17 protein-coding genes and 1 pseudogene are annotated in these 14,906 nt (G+C 58.5%); 4 read left to right on the top strand and 14 right to left on the bottom strand.

The features are described 5' to 3' along the window. Positions 1-337: 337 nt before the first annotated feature. From E2K80_RS18810 to E2K80_RS18785, 7 genes are all read right to left on the bottom strand, one after another. The gene (locus tag E2K80_RS18810; protein WP_135376384.1) at positions 338-1,582 is read right to left on the bottom strand and encodes a hypothetical protein; all 1,245 of its coding nucleotides are present in this window, start codon (positions 1,580-1,582) and stop codon (positions 338-340) included. A gap of 221 nt (positions 1,583-1,803) precedes the next feature. Then, positions 1,804-2,154 (bottom strand): hypothetical protein, encoded by a 351-nt coding sequence (locus E2K80_RS18805; protein WP_135376383.1) that lies wholly within the window; start codon positions 2,152-2,154, stop codon positions 1,804-1,806. A 48-nt stretch (positions 2,155-2,202) separates the two neighbouring features. Continuing rightward, positions 2,203-3,069, bottom strand: a complete 867-nt coding sequence (locus tag E2K80_RS18800; RefSeq protein ID WP_135376382.1) for a DUF7678 domain-containing protein — start codon at positions 3,067-3,069, stop codon at positions 2,203-2,205. Between the two features lie 72 nt (positions 3,070-3,141). Beyond that, positions 3,142-4,053 (bottom strand): type IV secretory system conjugative DNA transfer family protein, encoded by a 912-nt coding sequence (locus E2K80_RS19875; protein WP_274379240.1) that lies wholly within the window; start codon positions 4,051-4,053, stop codon positions 3,142-3,144. A 20-nt stretch (positions 4,054-4,073) separates the two neighbouring features. Then, positions 4,074-5,126 (bottom strand): type IV secretory system conjugative DNA transfer family protein, encoded by a 1,053-nt coding sequence (locus tag E2K80_RS19870; RefSeq protein WP_274379239.1) that lies wholly within the window; start codon positions 5,124-5,126, stop codon positions 4,074-4,076. Between the two features lie 290 nt (positions 5,127-5,416). Then, positions 5,417-6,193 carry an anti-sigma factor family protein gene (locus tag E2K80_RS18790; protein WP_135376381.1) on the bottom strand — a complete coding sequence of 259 codons (777 nt, stop codon included), beginning with the start codon at positions 6,191-6,193 and terminating at the stop codon, positions 5,417-5,419. Next, positions 6,190-6,741 carry an RNA polymerase sigma factor gene (locus E2K80_RS18785; RefSeq protein ID WP_135376380.1) on the bottom strand — a complete coding sequence of 184 codons (552 nt, stop codon included), beginning with the start codon at positions 6,739-6,741 and terminating at the stop codon, positions 6,190-6,192. The genes E2K80_RS18790 and E2K80_RS18785 overlap by 4 nt, the downstream gene beginning before the upstream one ends. Before the next feature lie 255 nt (positions 6,742-6,996). On the opposite strand from E2K80_RS18785, the gene E2K80_RS18780 reads away from it, so the two are divergent. Further along, positions 6,997-7,374: a COG4315 family predicted lipoprotein gene (locus E2K80_RS18780; RefSeq protein WP_135376379.1), complete on the top strand. Its 378-nt coding sequence runs from the start codon at positions 6,997-6,999 to the stop codon at positions 7,372-7,374. 263 nt (positions 7,375-7,637) lie between these two features. Here the strand turns inward: E2K80_RS18780 and E2K80_RS18775 are convergent, their stop codons facing one another. From E2K80_RS18775 to E2K80_RS18760, 4 genes are all read right to left on the bottom strand, one after another. Continuing rightward, on the bottom strand, positions 7,638-8,090 hold the full coding sequence (locus tag E2K80_RS18775; RefSeq protein ID WP_168193242.1) for a periplasmic heavy metal sensor: 453 nt from the start codon (positions 8,088-8,090) through the stop codon (positions 7,638-7,640). Between the two features lie 73 nt (positions 8,091-8,163). Then, positions 8,164-8,523 (bottom strand): hypothetical protein, encoded by a 360-nt coding sequence (locus E2K80_RS18770; protein WP_135376377.1) that lies wholly within the window; start codon positions 8,521-8,523, stop codon positions 8,164-8,166. Further along, entirely contained in the window at positions 8,510-9,100 is a 591-nt protein-coding gene (locus tag E2K80_RS18765; protein ID WP_135376376.1) for an RNA polymerase sigma factor, read from the bottom strand. Before E2K80_RS18765 ends, E2K80_RS18770 begins: the two co-directional genes overlap by 14 nt. A gap of 179 nt (positions 9,101-9,279) precedes the next feature. Beyond that, on the bottom strand, positions 9,280-9,777 hold the full coding sequence (locus tag E2K80_RS18760) for an EF-hand domain-containing protein (RefSeq protein WP_135376375.1): 498 nt from the start codon (positions 9,775-9,777) through the stop codon (positions 9,280-9,282). A gap of 165 nt (positions 9,778-9,942) precedes the next feature. On the opposite strand from E2K80_RS18760, the gene E2K80_RS18755 reads away from it, so the two are divergent. Next, positions 9,943-10,338: a DUF983 domain-containing protein gene (locus tag E2K80_RS18755; protein WP_135376374.1), complete on the top strand. Its 396-nt coding sequence runs from the start codon at positions 9,943-9,945 to the stop codon at positions 10,336-10,338. Between the two features lie 30 nt (positions 10,339-10,368). Beyond that, positions 10,369-11,048 (top strand): annotated as a pseudogene (locus tag E2K80_RS18750) (NUDIX hydrolase). A 102-nt stretch (positions 11,049-11,150) separates the two neighbouring features. Here the strand turns inward: E2K80_RS18750 and E2K80_RS18745 are convergent. Genes E2K80_RS18745 through E2K80_RS18735 form a run of 3 tightly spaced genes read right to left on the bottom strand, consistent with a single transcriptional unit; the run spans position 11,151 to position 13,909 of the window. Further along, positions 11,151-12,080 carry an AEC family transporter gene (locus E2K80_RS18745; protein ID WP_135376373.1) on the bottom strand — a complete coding sequence of 310 codons (930 nt, stop codon included), beginning with the start codon at positions 12,078-12,080 and terminating at the stop codon, positions 11,151-11,153. A gap of 1 nt (position 12,081) precedes the next feature. Continuing rightward, entirely contained in the window at positions 12,082-12,993 is a 912-nt protein-coding gene (locus E2K80_RS18740) for a DMT family transporter (RefSeq protein WP_135376372.1), read from the bottom strand. Positions 12,994-13,021: 28 nt separating this feature from the next. Then, complete coding sequence (locus E2K80_RS18735) at positions 13,022-13,909, bottom strand: fatty acid desaturase (protein WP_135376371.1); 888 nt, start codon at positions 13,907-13,909, stop codon at positions 13,022-13,024. A gap of 125 nt (positions 13,910-14,034) precedes the next feature. Between E2K80_RS18735 and E2K80_RS18730 the strand changes: the two genes are divergently transcribed. After that, positions 14,035-14,901 carry a helix-turn-helix domain-containing protein gene (locus E2K80_RS18730; protein ID WP_135376370.1) on the top strand — a complete coding sequence of 289 codons (867 nt, stop codon included), beginning with the start codon at positions 14,035-14,037 and terminating at the stop codon, positions 14,899-14,901. Positions 14,902-14,906 lie beyond the last annotated feature (5 nt).

Genomic DNA, 14,906 nt, shown 5'->3' with positions numbered 1-14,906 from the left:
AATCATTTCGGCCTCAACAGATTTTGCTTTGTTTACAGCGGCTCATCCGATCAAGCAAGGGACTGATCTAAACCATCAGGTTTCCTGCATGTCCCAACTACATGTTGTGCAACAACACAACATGTAGTATATTGTACAACTAGGCAGGAGTGCAGATGAAAAAGGGACATGAAACAACTTCGAAGTTACGGATCGTGGTGAACAACGCGGCGAAGATCGATCCAATATGCGAGAGTCTGAGGCCGCACGAGCCCAAGGAAGGCCATGCGGTGGCTGATGATGGCCTCCCTGTGGTTTCACGCTTGGGCAACGATTGGATCACGATATTTCGACACAGTTAAACGCGAAATTTGACTGCGATCGTGTTTCCGAAAATTGGATAGTGTAATTTTGTCGACGCGTCGGATTGGGCAGCATCACTAGCAGACTTCTCCATCTGAGTGTTCACTGTCATTCCGTAGCTGTTCAATTGTTTGATTGACAACTTGGAAACTTCAGCCGGATTCTTTCCGTTTTCAATTTCAACCGTCAGTGCTTTTGTTGGTGCGAGAATTCCAAACTCAATACAATAGTCATTGATTTCTAGTGTTTCGCGCTCGAAATTATCAACGCTTATCAATTCCGACCAAATTTTCATGTTTTCTAATTTGGTGTAAGTATCAAATTGACGTTTGCTAAAATTAACCCTAGTTGAAATATTAGTGCTTTGAATCTCTCGATCGTATTGAGCATGAGGAGTATTGGGGTCAAAGCGATCAGGCGGTTGATGATTTGAGAAAGGCTTATCTGTTACTTGTTCTGTTCTGTGCGAAACTTCCGACAAACGATCAGTGTGGTCAACGTCCGAATCGCACCATAATAATTCCCAAATGCCAGATACTGTAAACCGGTGAACAAAATTTGGCTCTTGAATTTCTTCAATTGATTGGGATTTTATAAGGCGATATGAGGATATTTCAAATATGCTTACTTCGTAAGGAGATATTCTTATTTTTATCGAAGAGTGCTCCACATAGAAACCTAAGCGCTCAGCTAATGATTCGACCATTGCCAATTTACTAGGGCCGTATTTTTGTTCGCGGCCATTTACGACACCAATTCTTTTTAGAAATTTTTCAGCGGACATGCGTGGATAATCGAGGCCAATTCGGCCCAATTTAGTTAAAATCTCAGCTATGAAGCCAACTCTTCCAGAAAGAAGGTGGAACGGTTGAAGTCGTGCCAGGCTCTTTGGGAGGAGCTGTAAGTAGAACGATATGAAAATAGCTGATACAGCAATCAGAAAGTAATCATTTAGAATCACACTCGATATGCTTCCTGGAAAGTGCCAGAAGTTTACTATTTCTAGAATGAGTAACGAGAGAACTGTCTTCGTAGAAAGAATAAAAAACGCCGAAAAGAGCTGTCTAGCGGCGCTAAATTCATTGAATTCTGAAATAACCTGCTCGATTCGGCTTTTTCGCGCTGTGTTAAAGCCCAAGTCATAAGCAACGTCTGCACCCTTCGACTTGGAATCGCTAGCGGCTTGTTGCAATAACTCCAAAGAAAAACACATTGATATATTTATGAGAAACACAGCCAACAGCAGCCAAGTGTTAGATATGTTTGCAATTGAGGTGAAAATGATTAAGAGAATGAATAAAGTCGAACAAATTGAAATGAAATTTATTATTGCTCGAATCATTTTGGCGGCCCCAAAGTAGCGTAAAATTCATTGTCGCTGCTGACCCTGAGGCTTGTTGGTTTCGATTGTCAATAAGAAGGATGTGTCTCAATGCCAATTGCTTCGTCTAGTGGCATCCACTACCGGTCATTCGCGGCCAACCCATAGGGCACATACCCGTCCGGCTTCGTCTCTGACCTGGTCGCCATCCCCCTGCGATGCCGCTCACACTCATCTGCCCAGAGCCAATACATGAGCAGCTTTGACAGCGGCCAATCTTCGAATGGGGTTTGGAGGCAGTGGGTAACCCAGCCGGCAAAATCCCCGCCTTGGGTCTGTTCGAGCCAATCCACATAGGCCCAGGAGCTTTGCGGCAGCTGCACCATCACCTCGGCACCTTGGCCATTTGGGTAGAGGCGCGTCTCCGTGGTTTGTCCTTCGTGGTGGTCGTCTATCTCACTCAAAAACTTCATAAATTCAATTTGGCTCATGAGTGCAGGATAGCACTTTTTGCGCCATCCTGCCGTAGGATCATATGCCTAACGCTCCATGCCGTGATCCTTGTCTTTGCTGCGATCAAAGCCCTGAAACGGCTTTTCCGGGCGATCCTCCAGCCCGTTGCGAATGCGTTGTAGAGCTTCACGAACCGCGACATCCTGGGGCGGGATATCCCAACCCTTGTCGTAAGATGCGACCAGTTTGCCGTCTTTGTGGATATCAAGGCGATCAATGGAACCGCCGTTAATGCCGTAATCTGAGGGTTCATCCATCATCCGCGCCTCAAAGCTATAGCCAGGCATTGAAGTGACACGCCCGTCGATCATAGGGTTCTGTGGCTCACTGTAATCGGTTGCAATGCCCGCCTCTTGAGTCTGTTCTGGGTCGAGCTCTTGGCTTTGATCCTGTTCCAATTGCGGCAGGTCCCGTTCGGGCTCTAACGCACCGCGCAACTCATGCAGGGCCTCTTCATGGCCTTGGCCATCCGTCTCCAGCCATCGGCCTTGACCGAACCTAGCGACCTCATCGCCATCATGGGTCAGGCGCTCAATGCGTCCGCCATCAATCCCGGAGGGGCTCGGATGATTATTCACCTGTGCCCGGAAGCTATATCCCGGCATGGTTGGCATCTCTCCGGAGTAGTACCGCATCGGCTCCGCGACGATGGCGCCAGTGAAGATAAGTTTCACCTCGGGGTCGAGCTCCGGTGGCTGGGGTTTGGCTGGCCGCTGTCCCAACCCCGTCCAGATACCCATGGCCCCACCGGGGGCGAGATTGGGCGCGGGCTGCGAGTATTGCATCTGCGGTTTGTGCTGGGGTGCTGCGTTATCCTTGTCACGGATGGGTGAGCCATCGGGGTGGGTCACACGGGTGAAAGCGTCTTTGCTGTCATCTTTGTCTTTCGACATGGGTGAACCTCATGGGTGCAAAAAAGAAAAACCCCGGCAGAGAACCCGCCGGGGTTGAATAGCATTTGAAGATCATGCCGCGTGTGTGTTGGTGCCCTTGGGAGCCAGTTCCGGGTCCCGGAACCAGCGGATTTTCCTGGCCATGATCGGGTTCATGTTCTCGATCAGCAGCAGTTGACGATCCAAAGGCAGACGGCGCAGTTCATCGGGATAGGCCAGATTGCGCTGTGACGCGGCCCGATTGTCCGAATAGGTCATTGTGTTGCCTGAAGAGGCCCCATCCTTGCCGTGGTTGGTGGTCAACGCATTGGAGACAGCCGAGGAGAAGTTCCACACCGTCGTGGTGCCACAGGCCGCCGCAAAATACTCCGTCGAGGTTTTGTCAGGTGACCCGAAATATGCCACCGCGCCCGAATTGGCGATGAAGCTCTCGTAATCTTCACCATAAACCCGACGGAGCTGGCATAAATCCTGGGTGATACCCCAGAGCTGAATACCAAACCCCGCCATCAGCCCATAGGCTTGTTCCACCATCGAGAGCCGCCCGAGCGCGGGCATCTCATCAAGGATGAACAGCACGGGCTTCTTGGGCTTGTCGGCCACATTGCGCGCATTGACCGTGATCGCCTGCTGCACCAGCAGCCGCAGGAACCGGCTGAAGGTATCCAGGCGATCCGCAGGCAGGATCAGGAAGATCGAGGTTGGGTCTTTCTTCAAATCCTCAAAGGTGAAGTCGGAGGTCGAGAGGCTCTCACGCAGCCGGGCAGAATCCAGCATATGGGTCTCGGCCTGGGCCGAGGCCATGACATTGGCCATCAGCTTGGGTTCCTTTTGCAAGGACCGCGCCCCGGTGGAAGCCACCAGATGATGCGGCGAGTTCGCCATATATTGGAACAGCTCCATCAGCGCGTCGCCGTTGAGCAACAGCAAATCCCGCACCGTGCCCAGATTGCGCCGCCCCTCATAGGCCTCATCAAAAGCCACCAGCAGGATCAGGCCCTGAATCAGCGTTTGGCCTCTTCGGGCCAGAAAGCTTCCCCCTTGGCGTCCTTCTGCACCAGAGCATCGGCCAGCAGCATGGCGTTCTCGGTGGCATCGGGGTCAGTGAGCGTGATCCAATCCAGGGGATTGAACCGGGCGGGTGTCATCTCCAGCCGATCCGCAGCGATGTTCCAGGGATCGACCAGATGAACCTCCTGGCCCATATCCATCCGCGCCTTGGCGGTGATGATGGCATTCTCCCCCTTGGGATCAATCACCAGGACCGAGCCCTCATAGCAAAGCAAGTTGGGGATGATATGGCTGATGCCTTTCCACGCGCAGGTGGGGGCAACGGTCAAAAGATGGCGATCCCCTTTATAGAAAATCCGCGCCAGCTCACGTCCGTTATGGGCCTGCCCCAGCAGGATGCCACCTCTGTCGAAAAGACGATTCCGGTGGAGATGGTTTGCATCGGCCCATCGAGCCGAGCCGAAGGTCGTGGGCACGTCCCCAAGTGCGCGAATGGCCTGACCGGCCCAAAAGCCCACCCCCCAGCAAAACCCGACTGCGGCCATCACAAAGGCGGTGCTCCAACCGAGCAGGCCGTGGTTAAACCCGGCGATCAAAACAGCCACACCGCCCACGACCACCGCTATGACAGCCCGCACAGGTGCCGCCTCCGGGAAGAAAAACCACCCCAAGCCAAAGCCAAACGCAGTGGCACCAAGCATGATCGCCACGCGCGTCCAGGCCACATCGACAATGGCCTGTTTGAGATCGGCTTCCAGGTCTTCATCAATGACCAGCGTGCCCTGGTTCAGATGTTTAGCAATTTGGTTCAGATTACTGGCCGAGCGGGACGCCCCCAACCGCGCCAATATCTCCGCCAGCAGCCGCTGATCTGCCTCTGGCATGGCGCGACGCTTACGATGGCGTGGAGCCTCATCCGCAAAAACCACCGACTTCACATAGGACGACAGGGGCATCGACCCGGCCTGACGCTCCAGCGCCGCGCGTTCCTCATCATTCAACCGGATGGAAAACGGCGGGGTCCGTGTTCTCGTTGATACACTCATGGCCGTGGCCCTCGCAGAAGCGCGTTGCGATGAGGCTTTAGAACATCGTTCCAGCGTTCAAGCTCCGCGAAGACCTCATCGAGGTCGCAGTTGCCTTCCAGAGTGTTTTCTTCTGTTTTATCAGCGTCAAATTTATCTACCGAGGTGTTCGAACTGACTCCCGACTTCTCCGCCATTCATCTATATCGGTTTACACATGCAGGCCCGCATTTTCGCCGGGCAGCTTCCAAGGCCCTCTTTTCCGCGAAGGCACGGCTTGCAGTCGGGAATTTCCGTTCCGCATCGACGCTTCAAACCTGTTCGGCGGCGGCCTGGGCGATGGCGCGGATGTTTTCGGTGCCGTGATCGGTGATAACGACGAAATTCGCGTCCTCCCGACCCCAGGTGACCATGTCAAAGCTATTGATCCTGCGCTCATCGAAATCCGGGCTGGCCCCGTCCGCGCGAATTTGGCAAAGCGCCACCACGCGCTGATCTGCATCCGTGTATATGAGTTGCGCGACGGGTTTGCCAACCGCCACAAGAAGGCGCGCGCCTTCAAAGGTCAAACCGTGTTCTGTCAGGTCAGGAATGCGGACCTGGGTGCCCACTGTTCCCGTCAACCATGTCTCGATATGGTCCGCCTCGGACGCAGGCACTTCAACCAGATGTCTGACCTGGGTTTCATAGACAGCATGATAATCGGCAATATCCGTCAGCCAGCTTCGGGCAGAGGCGACCTCCTCAATCGTGGTGCGGCCGAAGAAATATCCCGATGACGCTCCGACCCCCAGGGCAATCACAAGCGCCGATGCCAGCAGCCAGCCCGCGCGCGATGACGGCGCGTTCGGTGCGTTTGCCGGGATGGGGACGGGGGCGTCCTGAATAGCCGCGGCAAGGGCAAGCGGCACCGGCTCATCCGCCATGGCCGCGAATGCCTGCTTCGCAAGGTTATTCGCTGCCATCAGGGTCTCAAACTGCGCCTGCAGCCCCGGATCATCGGTCAGTGCGGTTTCAATTGCGCGGGTCTTGTCGGCGGTCAGTTCTCCATCCAGGAACGCGCTCAGCATTTCATCATCAATTTTCATGTCTGCGCCTCCTTCGCCCCGTCGATCCGCATGGCCAATGCTTTTCGGGCCCTGTGAACCCGGCTCATGACCGTGCCGATCGGTATCTCGAACAATTCGGCTGCCTCCGCATAGCTGTAACCTTCAACTGATACCGTCAGAAGCACCGAGGATAAATCGCCGGGAAGGGAGGCGATATGGCCATGCACCTCGCTGACCGCAAGGGCCGCATCGCCGGTTTCGGGCGACACAAGCTCTGTCGCGTCTTCTGCCGGAACATGGCCCTGACCAAGCCGCACACCGCGTTTCCGCATTTCACTGATCCACAGATTCCGGGTGATCCGAAACATCCAGCGATCCAGAGGCTGCGTGCGATCCCATTGATCCGCCCGGCTCAGGGCGCGCAGACAGGCTTCCTGCACCAGATCGTCAGCCTCAATGGCAGAGCGGGTCAGGCTCCGCGCAAATCGCCTGAGCCTTGGCAGAAGAGCTATGAGATCGCGCTTCAGATCTGTCGACACACCCGCCTCGCTCACGTTAACCCGCACCCCCGGGATTGTACGCGTCATTAGTGCCTTGAGTTCCACCGCGATGCAACGTGATTGCACGCAGCACCGAACCGCAGACAGACCCGTCATCGCAATGTCCGACATCGCATCGAACCCCTTACCCGGTTGCTTTTCAAAGGGTTTACGCGCGGCGGCACAAAAAAATTCCACTTTTTTCCGATTGCCGTGAATAAACGGCAATCCCGGCGCGTAGGTCTGATCAGTGAGGCTCAAATGCTCCACTGAATGCAGATTACACAAAAGGAGACCTAAATTATGAACCGCAAACTGATCGCCGCATGCATCGCCATGGCCAGCATCGCTGCCCCCGCCCTTGCTGACCCAGTCACCTCGTTCAACACCGATATCGGTGACGTGCTTGCCGCAGCCGATAACGGGATGACGGTTTACACATTCACCCAGGACACACCGAACCAATCCAATTGCTACGAGTCCTGCGCAAGCGCATGGCCGCCCTTCCTGGCCTCGGATACCGCAGAGGCGGAAGGTGCATTTGGCATCATTGACCGGAATGACGGAACCCGCCAATGGGCCTTGAACGGGCAGCCGCTCTATTTCTGGCAGGGCGATGCAGAGCGTGGTGATGTCACCGGCCACGGCGTTGGCGGCGTCTGGTTCGCCGCGCAGAACTAAGACCGGAGATGCACAGATGACACGTCTTGTTTTTCTGATTTCTGGCATCCTGTCGCTCGCGGCCTGCCAACCGGACGATCACACCGCATATGACAGCTATTCAGCCGGCTCATATGGGTCGTCCGAAGACTGATCCGCCATTTTAGCATGTGACAAATTTTGATGACGCGGCGGTCGCAGATAGTCTGCGGCCGCTTATTCTGTTGCCCTATCTAACTGTACGAACGGGGCTGCGCTGTCTGAACCGCAACAGATCGTCCAGATCAGGGAGATCTGTTCTGCCGCATACGACGTTGCAACCGGTCTGCCAGCGCGGCACGTGCCTCCGGGGTCATGTCCTGCAACTGATCCAGCAACACCCGATGTCCCTCGGTCTGTAACCCCTGCACATGTCCACGCTGCTGGCGCAGCAGGTCTGACATGGCCGCACGATCAAAGGGATCGGCCCGCAGGGCCGTGCTGACCTGCTGCATCGACCGGCCCAATCCGCGCAGATCAGGCTGCAATCTGCTTCGATCCGCCGTCAGCCGCGCCCGCAATGCGGCCCGATCCTCGCGATCCAGCACAAAGGCCAGCGGGCCCAGCCCGATGGCGCGCAACCCCATAGGCCCGTCAGCATCCACCGGGCCACTGCCGATCCGACCCAGGGCCGCACCGGAAATAACGCCAATGATCAACAGGTTGGCAGCCAAAGACAGCGCAAGTGCGATTTTCACGCCGCGACCTGCTGACCGGCGCGGAGGCGCAGGTGGACCCGGCGGGGTTGGCGGTGTCGTTTCAACCATCTTCTTACCCTTCTTCCCCGAATGACAGCAGCAGACTGTCAATGCCCGGCATCAACCCGGTGCTGTCGCCCCCCGTCAGACTGGTCAACTGCCCGTTCAGCAGCAGATCCACACTGTCAGTGGCATAAACCCCGATCATCAGCCCGGCGACCCCGGCCACGGCCAGACCCGACAGGCCGGGCCAGCCGCCGATCGCCCCCAGACTGCGCATGACCCAACCCGCCCCGCGCCCTGCCTCTGCGGGGGGTCCGGCCTGAACCGCCAATGCATCTGCCAGCACCCGCGCGCTGAGATCCGGGCCCGGTGTGGCATCCCGGCGGGCTTCGGCAAAAAGCGCCGCAAGATCATCTTTATCCGTCCCCATAGCCCAATGCCTCCTTCTGCCCTGCAAGCGCCACCGCCAGGGCACGTTTGCCACGTGCCGTCAGACTTTCCACCGCTTCAACACTGATGTCCAATACCGCCGCGATTTCCGGGTTCGACACACCTTCGATATGGCGCAGAACAACCGCCTGTCGCTGCCGTTCCGGCAGGCGTGCCAGGGCGGCATCCAGGGCGGCCATCCGCCCCTGCCGCATCAACCCCGCCTCGGCGCTTTCCGCATCATCCGCAGGCTCTGCCACCGTATCAAGACCCACCGCGCGCCCGGACCGGCGCAACCGGTCGACAATCAGATTGGCGGTCACCCGGTAAAGCCAGGTGCCCGGCCGCGCCGCGCCATCGCTGCGCCAATCCGCCGCCGCGCGCCAAAGCCGCAACATCGCCTCCTGTGCCACATCCTCGGCCTCGGCCCTGTCCCCCAACACACGGGTCGCATGGCTCAGGACACGGGGCAGCAACCGCCCGGTCAACACCCGCGCGGCTCCCTGATCTCCATTGGCATAGAGCACCATCAAGGCCCCATCCTCCAATTGATCCAGCTCGGCATCCACCTGCACCATGCCCCTGCTTAAAGCAGAAATCGTTTAATCTGTATCAAAATTCTCTGCCTCCGGGTCAGCAAGTTGCTGATCTCGAACGCGAATTTTGATGCGCGGTGATGCAGCATAAAACGATTTCGCTGTAGCGCGGCTGTCGGGACACGGCAAAGGTCTTGCGCCCCTGCCGCGCCCCATCCATCTCAGCCGTTGTCGCGGCCGAAACCGGAGCGGTGACCGCCGCGCCGCTCCCGCATCTGCTCTGCTGCTGCCTCGAACTCCTCGGCGCTGATCGTGCCATTGCCATCCGCATCCAGCCGTTCGAACATCCGGGCCTGACGACGGTCCTGCCGGGCTTCTGCTGCGGCCTCCATCTCGGCTATGCTGATCGCGCCATCGCCGTCACTGTCCAGACGCTCCAGCATCTGATCGGCCCGCGCGGCGATCTGCTCCTGCCCGGAGGCGATCATCTCATCGCGGGTCAAAAGCCCGTCGCCATCGGCATCACTGCGCGAGAACCGGGTGTCGCGATGGCTGGTCATCTCTTCAAGGCTGACCGCCCCGTCACCGTTCTGATCCAATTCCTCAAACGTCACCTGTGGCCCGCGCGGGCCGCCGCCGCCCTGAGCGAGTGCCGGAATGGCAGCGCAGAGTGCCACGGAAACCAGACCACCCAGAATAACTGTCTTGCGAAGGGACATGCGAATTCTCCTTTTTCATTGCCTGTCTGATCCTTTCCACGGGGCAGTTTCGGAATTCCGTCGAAAAAAATTGCCGGGCTGCTGTCGCGACGAACTGCCCCTCTGTCCGCGGGTCCGCACAAGTGCTACATGCGAAATCAGAAACCCCGCGATGGCAGAGCCCAGATGACCCATACCCCCGACACTCCGACATTCGAGATCGGCGCGCCCGAGCGCCCGGTCTGGCCTGCCATCCGGCGCGGTCTTTTCCAGCGCTGCCCGAATTGCGGCAAGGGCCATCTGTTCCAGAGCTATCTGAAACTGCGCCAGAGCTGTGAAAGCTGCGGCGAAGACCTCAGCCCGGCCCGCGCCGATGACGGTCCTGCCTATCTGACCATTCTGGTCACCGCCAAGCTGTTGGGCACGCTGATGTTATGGGTCTATACCACATGGCAGCCCGGGCCTTATCTGCTGTCGGCGATGTTTTCTGTTGGCGGGGTTGCGATGGCCCTTTACCTCTTGCCCAGATTCAAGGGGATGATCGTGGGGATACAATGGGCCAAACGCATGCACGGGTTCTGAAACCCCGGGCGACCCCCGGGCGGTGCTGCCGTGACAGACCAACCCGACAAGACCGCCATCCGCGACGCGGCAACCGTGATCGTTCTGCGTGACGCGGCAACGCAGCCCTGCGTTCTGATGGGCCAGCGCGGCAAGGAGGCGGCCTTTATGCCGTCGAAATTCGTCTTCCCCGGCGGGGCGGTGGATGCGGTCGATGCCGGTATTCCGCTGGCCCGCCCGTCACCCCCGCTGTCGCCGCCTGCCTTGCGGCCAAATCCGACACCCCGGCCAGTGCCGTGATCGCGGCGGCGACCCGTGAGCTTTGGGAGGAAACCGGCCTGCTTCTGGGCCGCACCGATGCCCGCGCGGCCGCAATGGAGGCGCCCAGAGGCTGGCGCGGATATCTCGCCACCGGGTTTCTGCCTGACGGTGCCGCGCTTGATTTTATCTTTCGTGCGATCACCCCGCCGGGACGTTCCCGCCGGTTTGACGCCCGGTTCTTGCTGGCAGATGCCCGGTCTCTGGCCAGCGACCCCGATGACTTCACCCGCGCCGAAGATGAGTTGAGCCATCTGCAATGGGTGCCGCTGGACAAGGCCCGCGCCTTTGACATGCCGTTCATCACCGAGGTGGTGCTTGCCGAACTTGCCGCGCGTCTGAACGGCACCGCCCATAAGGGTGTGCCGTTTTTCAACAATGCAGGTGAGATCAGCCGGTTCGAAAGACTGTGAGGCAGGGAGCGAGGGGCCAGCCCCTCGCGCTCCCCGGCGTATTGGAGACAAGAAGAAAGCCAAGCCATGTCTCCGCCGTTTCCGGTTTCAGGACATCCGGCATTACAAATCAAAGACCCGCGCGCCCAGACTCAACCACAGTGGCATTGTCGCGAAACTGATCAGGGTCTGCATGGTGATCATCGCCGCCATCAGGGGCGCATCGCCGCCCAGTTGCCGGGCCAGCGTATAGGCGGCCACGCCTGTGGGCAGCGCGCCATAGATCAGCGCCACCTGCGCGCTGAGCGGATCAAGACCAAGTGCCGGAGCCGTCAGAAGAAGCGTGCCGGGAAAGATCACGATCTTGCCAAACCCGGCCAGGGCCATCGGCGCGATCTCGGCCCTGAGCCCGCGCAGTTTCAGGTTCGCCCCCACGCATAGCAGCATGACCGGCAGCGCCGCCTGCCCCAGGATCGTCAGCGTATCATGCAGAACCGGCAGCGTCCGGAAGCCCCCGACATTGAATGCCAGCGCCGCCAGAATGGCCAGGATCAACGGGTTGGTTGCCAGTTGCCTCACCGCCGCCCGCAACATATTTCCGCCCTTTCGGGGCAGCATCACGGCAAAAAGGCTGATCACGGTCAGATTGACGACAGGCACCAGAATGGCCGCCCCCAATACGGCCAGTTGCAGGCCCGGCGCGCCGAAAAGCGCCTCGGCCACCGCAAGGGCGACAAAACTGTTGAACCTGCCCGCCCCCTGCATCACAGAGGTGCCGACCGCCCCGCCCCGGCGCAGAAGAAACCCCGCGATCACACCGAAGCCTGTCGCTGCAAAGAAACCCGCATAGAGCACGGCGGCAAAGCGGCCAAGCCCCGCTTCGCCCAGATCCGCGGTTGAGATACGCACAAAAAACAGGGCGGGCATCAGCACGAAATACACCAGCCTGTCGTTCAGATCCCAGAACTCATCAGACGGGATGCGCCCGCGGCGCAGCGCATATCCGGTCAGGATCAGAAGAAAAATGGGCGCAATCGCAAGGATGATCGTCATCTCAGAGACTGCCTGCGAAAATCAGCCCGATAGAGGCCACCACCAGCACGATCCCCCAGATCTCCTTGGGTGAGGACTGTTCTTTCAGCCAGAAGGCCGAGAACAGGAAGGTGAAAACCAGTTCGATCTGGCCCAGGGCTTTCACATAAGCCGCTGTCTGCAGGGTGAAGGCGGTGAACCAGGCCAGCGAGCCGAACATCGAGGTCAGCCCCACCAGCGCAGACACCCGCCAGGAGGCCAGCACCCTTGCGATCTGCCCAGCTTCGCGCCAGGCCAGCCAGACACCGAGCGTCACAGTCTGCACCACAGTTGCCGCCGCCAGGGTGAAGGAGGCGCGCAGGAATACATCGCCATCCGGCAGTGACAGGGAGGCCCCGCGATAACCGACCGCCGAGATACCGAACAGCACGCCCGAGGCCAGACCATACCCCGAGGCCACATTGAAAACCCGCGCCTTCCAGGGCAGCGCGCCCCCAGCTTCTGGCGGATCTGACAGCAGCAGCACCCCGATGAACCCCAAAGCGATGGCCGCGATGACCGGCGGGGAAATCGCCTCTCCCAATATCGCGAGGCCCAGAAGCGCTGTCAGGATCACTTCGGTCTTTTTCAGGGTGATGCCGACGGCGAAATTCCGGTGTGCGAACAGCGCCACAACGCACATCGTGGCCAGCATCTGGGCCATCCCGCCAGAGATCACGAAAGCCCAGAACCACCCATCCGGTGCGGGCAGGGCCTGATCTGAGACGCCGGAATAGACCGCCACGATCACCGCCACCAAAGGTGCCGAATAAAGAAACCGCGCCCAGGTCGCGCCGCCGGTGGACAGGGTGGTGACCTTCAGATGCCGCTGCAACAGAAACCGCAGATTCTGCATGAAAGCGGCAAAGATGGTGACAGGTATCCAAAAGGGCATACCTTCTCTTCGCGCCTAACGCCCCGGTCTACAAGTCCGTTCGCGACCAGAGCGGATGCGGCACCGGGTCTTTCGGGCGAAACAGATGGCGGCGAAAGATGGCGGCATAGGACCGGTAGAAATACCCGTCATTCCGGTTCAAATACCTGTCTTTATGAGAGAAATACAAGGCTGGTATCTGATACCAGGGCAGGCGTGGATGCATGTGATGGACCACGTGGAAATTGTTGTTGAGGAACAAAAAGGCCAGCGGCCCCTGATCCTCGATAATCACCGTGCGTCCGCTTGCACGGTCATGGGCGCGATGTTCCAGAAAGGTGCGGATTTTCAGAACCGCGATGCCCATATAGCAGGCCAGAAGATAGGCCCAGAGGGGCATCGGCGCGACCAGAACAAGAATCAGGACCGGCATAATTGTCGCCACATGCCACAGCCAGGCCCGCAAAACCCCGCGATCCCCGCTCCGGACTTGCCGCCAGTCCCCGATCATGAAGGCCGTTTGCGACACCACCGGGCCCAGCAGAAGCCGCCCGATCAGGGTGTTATTGGCCATCAATATGATCCGCAGTGGGCGTGGCAGCCGGGTCCAGACAGCCGAGTCCAGATAGTTGGATTCCGGGTCGTCATAGGGGTCGGTCAGGTTGCTATCCAGATGATGGTCCAGATGCATATCGCGAAACCGGATGAAGGGGATGCACAGGTTCAAGGACGCAAAGACAATCGCCTCATTCAAACGGCGGGCCCTGAACGGATGCCCATGGGTCACCTCATGTTGCAGGGAAGACTGCAGCGCGATGGTATAGGCCCCCAACCCGATCGCCAGCGGAAGCCAGATCATCGGCAGCAGGAACAGCGCAAGACACCAACCCAGATAACACAGCACAATGACAAGAACAGTCGGCCACTCGACGCGCATTCAATCTCCGATGTCATATGGCAAGGCAATCCCCGGCCCTGCCATATCCGCCTAACAGAGCTTGCTTTTTCGGGGCAGTCCGGGTTTTCTCAGCAGAAATCCAACAAATGTGATAATAATAAACAATGCTGGAATTAACCGACAAACGTCATCGCGCCGCCCTGTTTCGAGAGCGTCTGGCTGCGGCGCTGGCCAGTTCGGGCCTGTCGCGGGCGGGTCTGTCGCGGGCCATCGCGGTGGACCGTTCCACCATCACGCAGCTTTTGATGGCCGAGGATGCGCGGATGCCCGGTGGCCATCTGGTGGCCACAGCCGCCCAGGCGCTTGGCGTTTCTGCCGACTGGCTTCTCGGGCTCAGCGACCGGCCCGAACTGGCCGGCGACATTCTTGCCACCAGCCTGTCCCTGACGGAAACCGGGCGCTCCAGCGCCATTGATGACCAGATTTTTGCCTGGCACAAAGAAGCTGCGGGTTTCAAAATCCGCCATGTGCCCGCAACCCTGCCCGACATGTTGAAGACCCATGAGGTGATGCGGTGGGAATATGCCCCGACCATGAACCGAAGGCCCGATCAGGCGATTGGTGCCGCCGAGGCCCGGCTTGACTGGATGCGCAGCAGTCAAAGCGATTATGAGATTGCACTGCCGCTTCATGAACTGGAATGCTTCGCCCTGGGTCAGGGGTATTACACTGGCCTTGATGCCGATCTCAGACGGGAACAGATCGACTGGATCATCGAGGTTTATGACCGGCTTTACCCGACATTGCGGATGTTCGTTTTCGATGCGCATCGGGTGTTTTCCGCCCCCGTCACCGTGTTCGGCCCGAAAATGACGGTGATCTATATGGGCCGCCATTATGTGGCCTTCCGCGACCGGAACCGGGTGCGCGGTGTCAGCCAGCATTTCGACTGGCTGATCCGCGAAAGCCTTGCCTCTGCCCGGCAGAGCCCGAAAATCCTGACCGCGCTACGCCACCGGATCAAGGATTGACGCAA

This window comes from Rhodophyticola sp. CCM32 (assembly GCF_004751985.1).
Lineage (GTDB): Bacteria > Pseudomonadota > Alphaproteobacteria > Rhodobacterales > Rhodobacteraceae > Rhodophyticola.
This window is presented reverse-complemented; position numbering and strand designations above follow the sequence as displayed.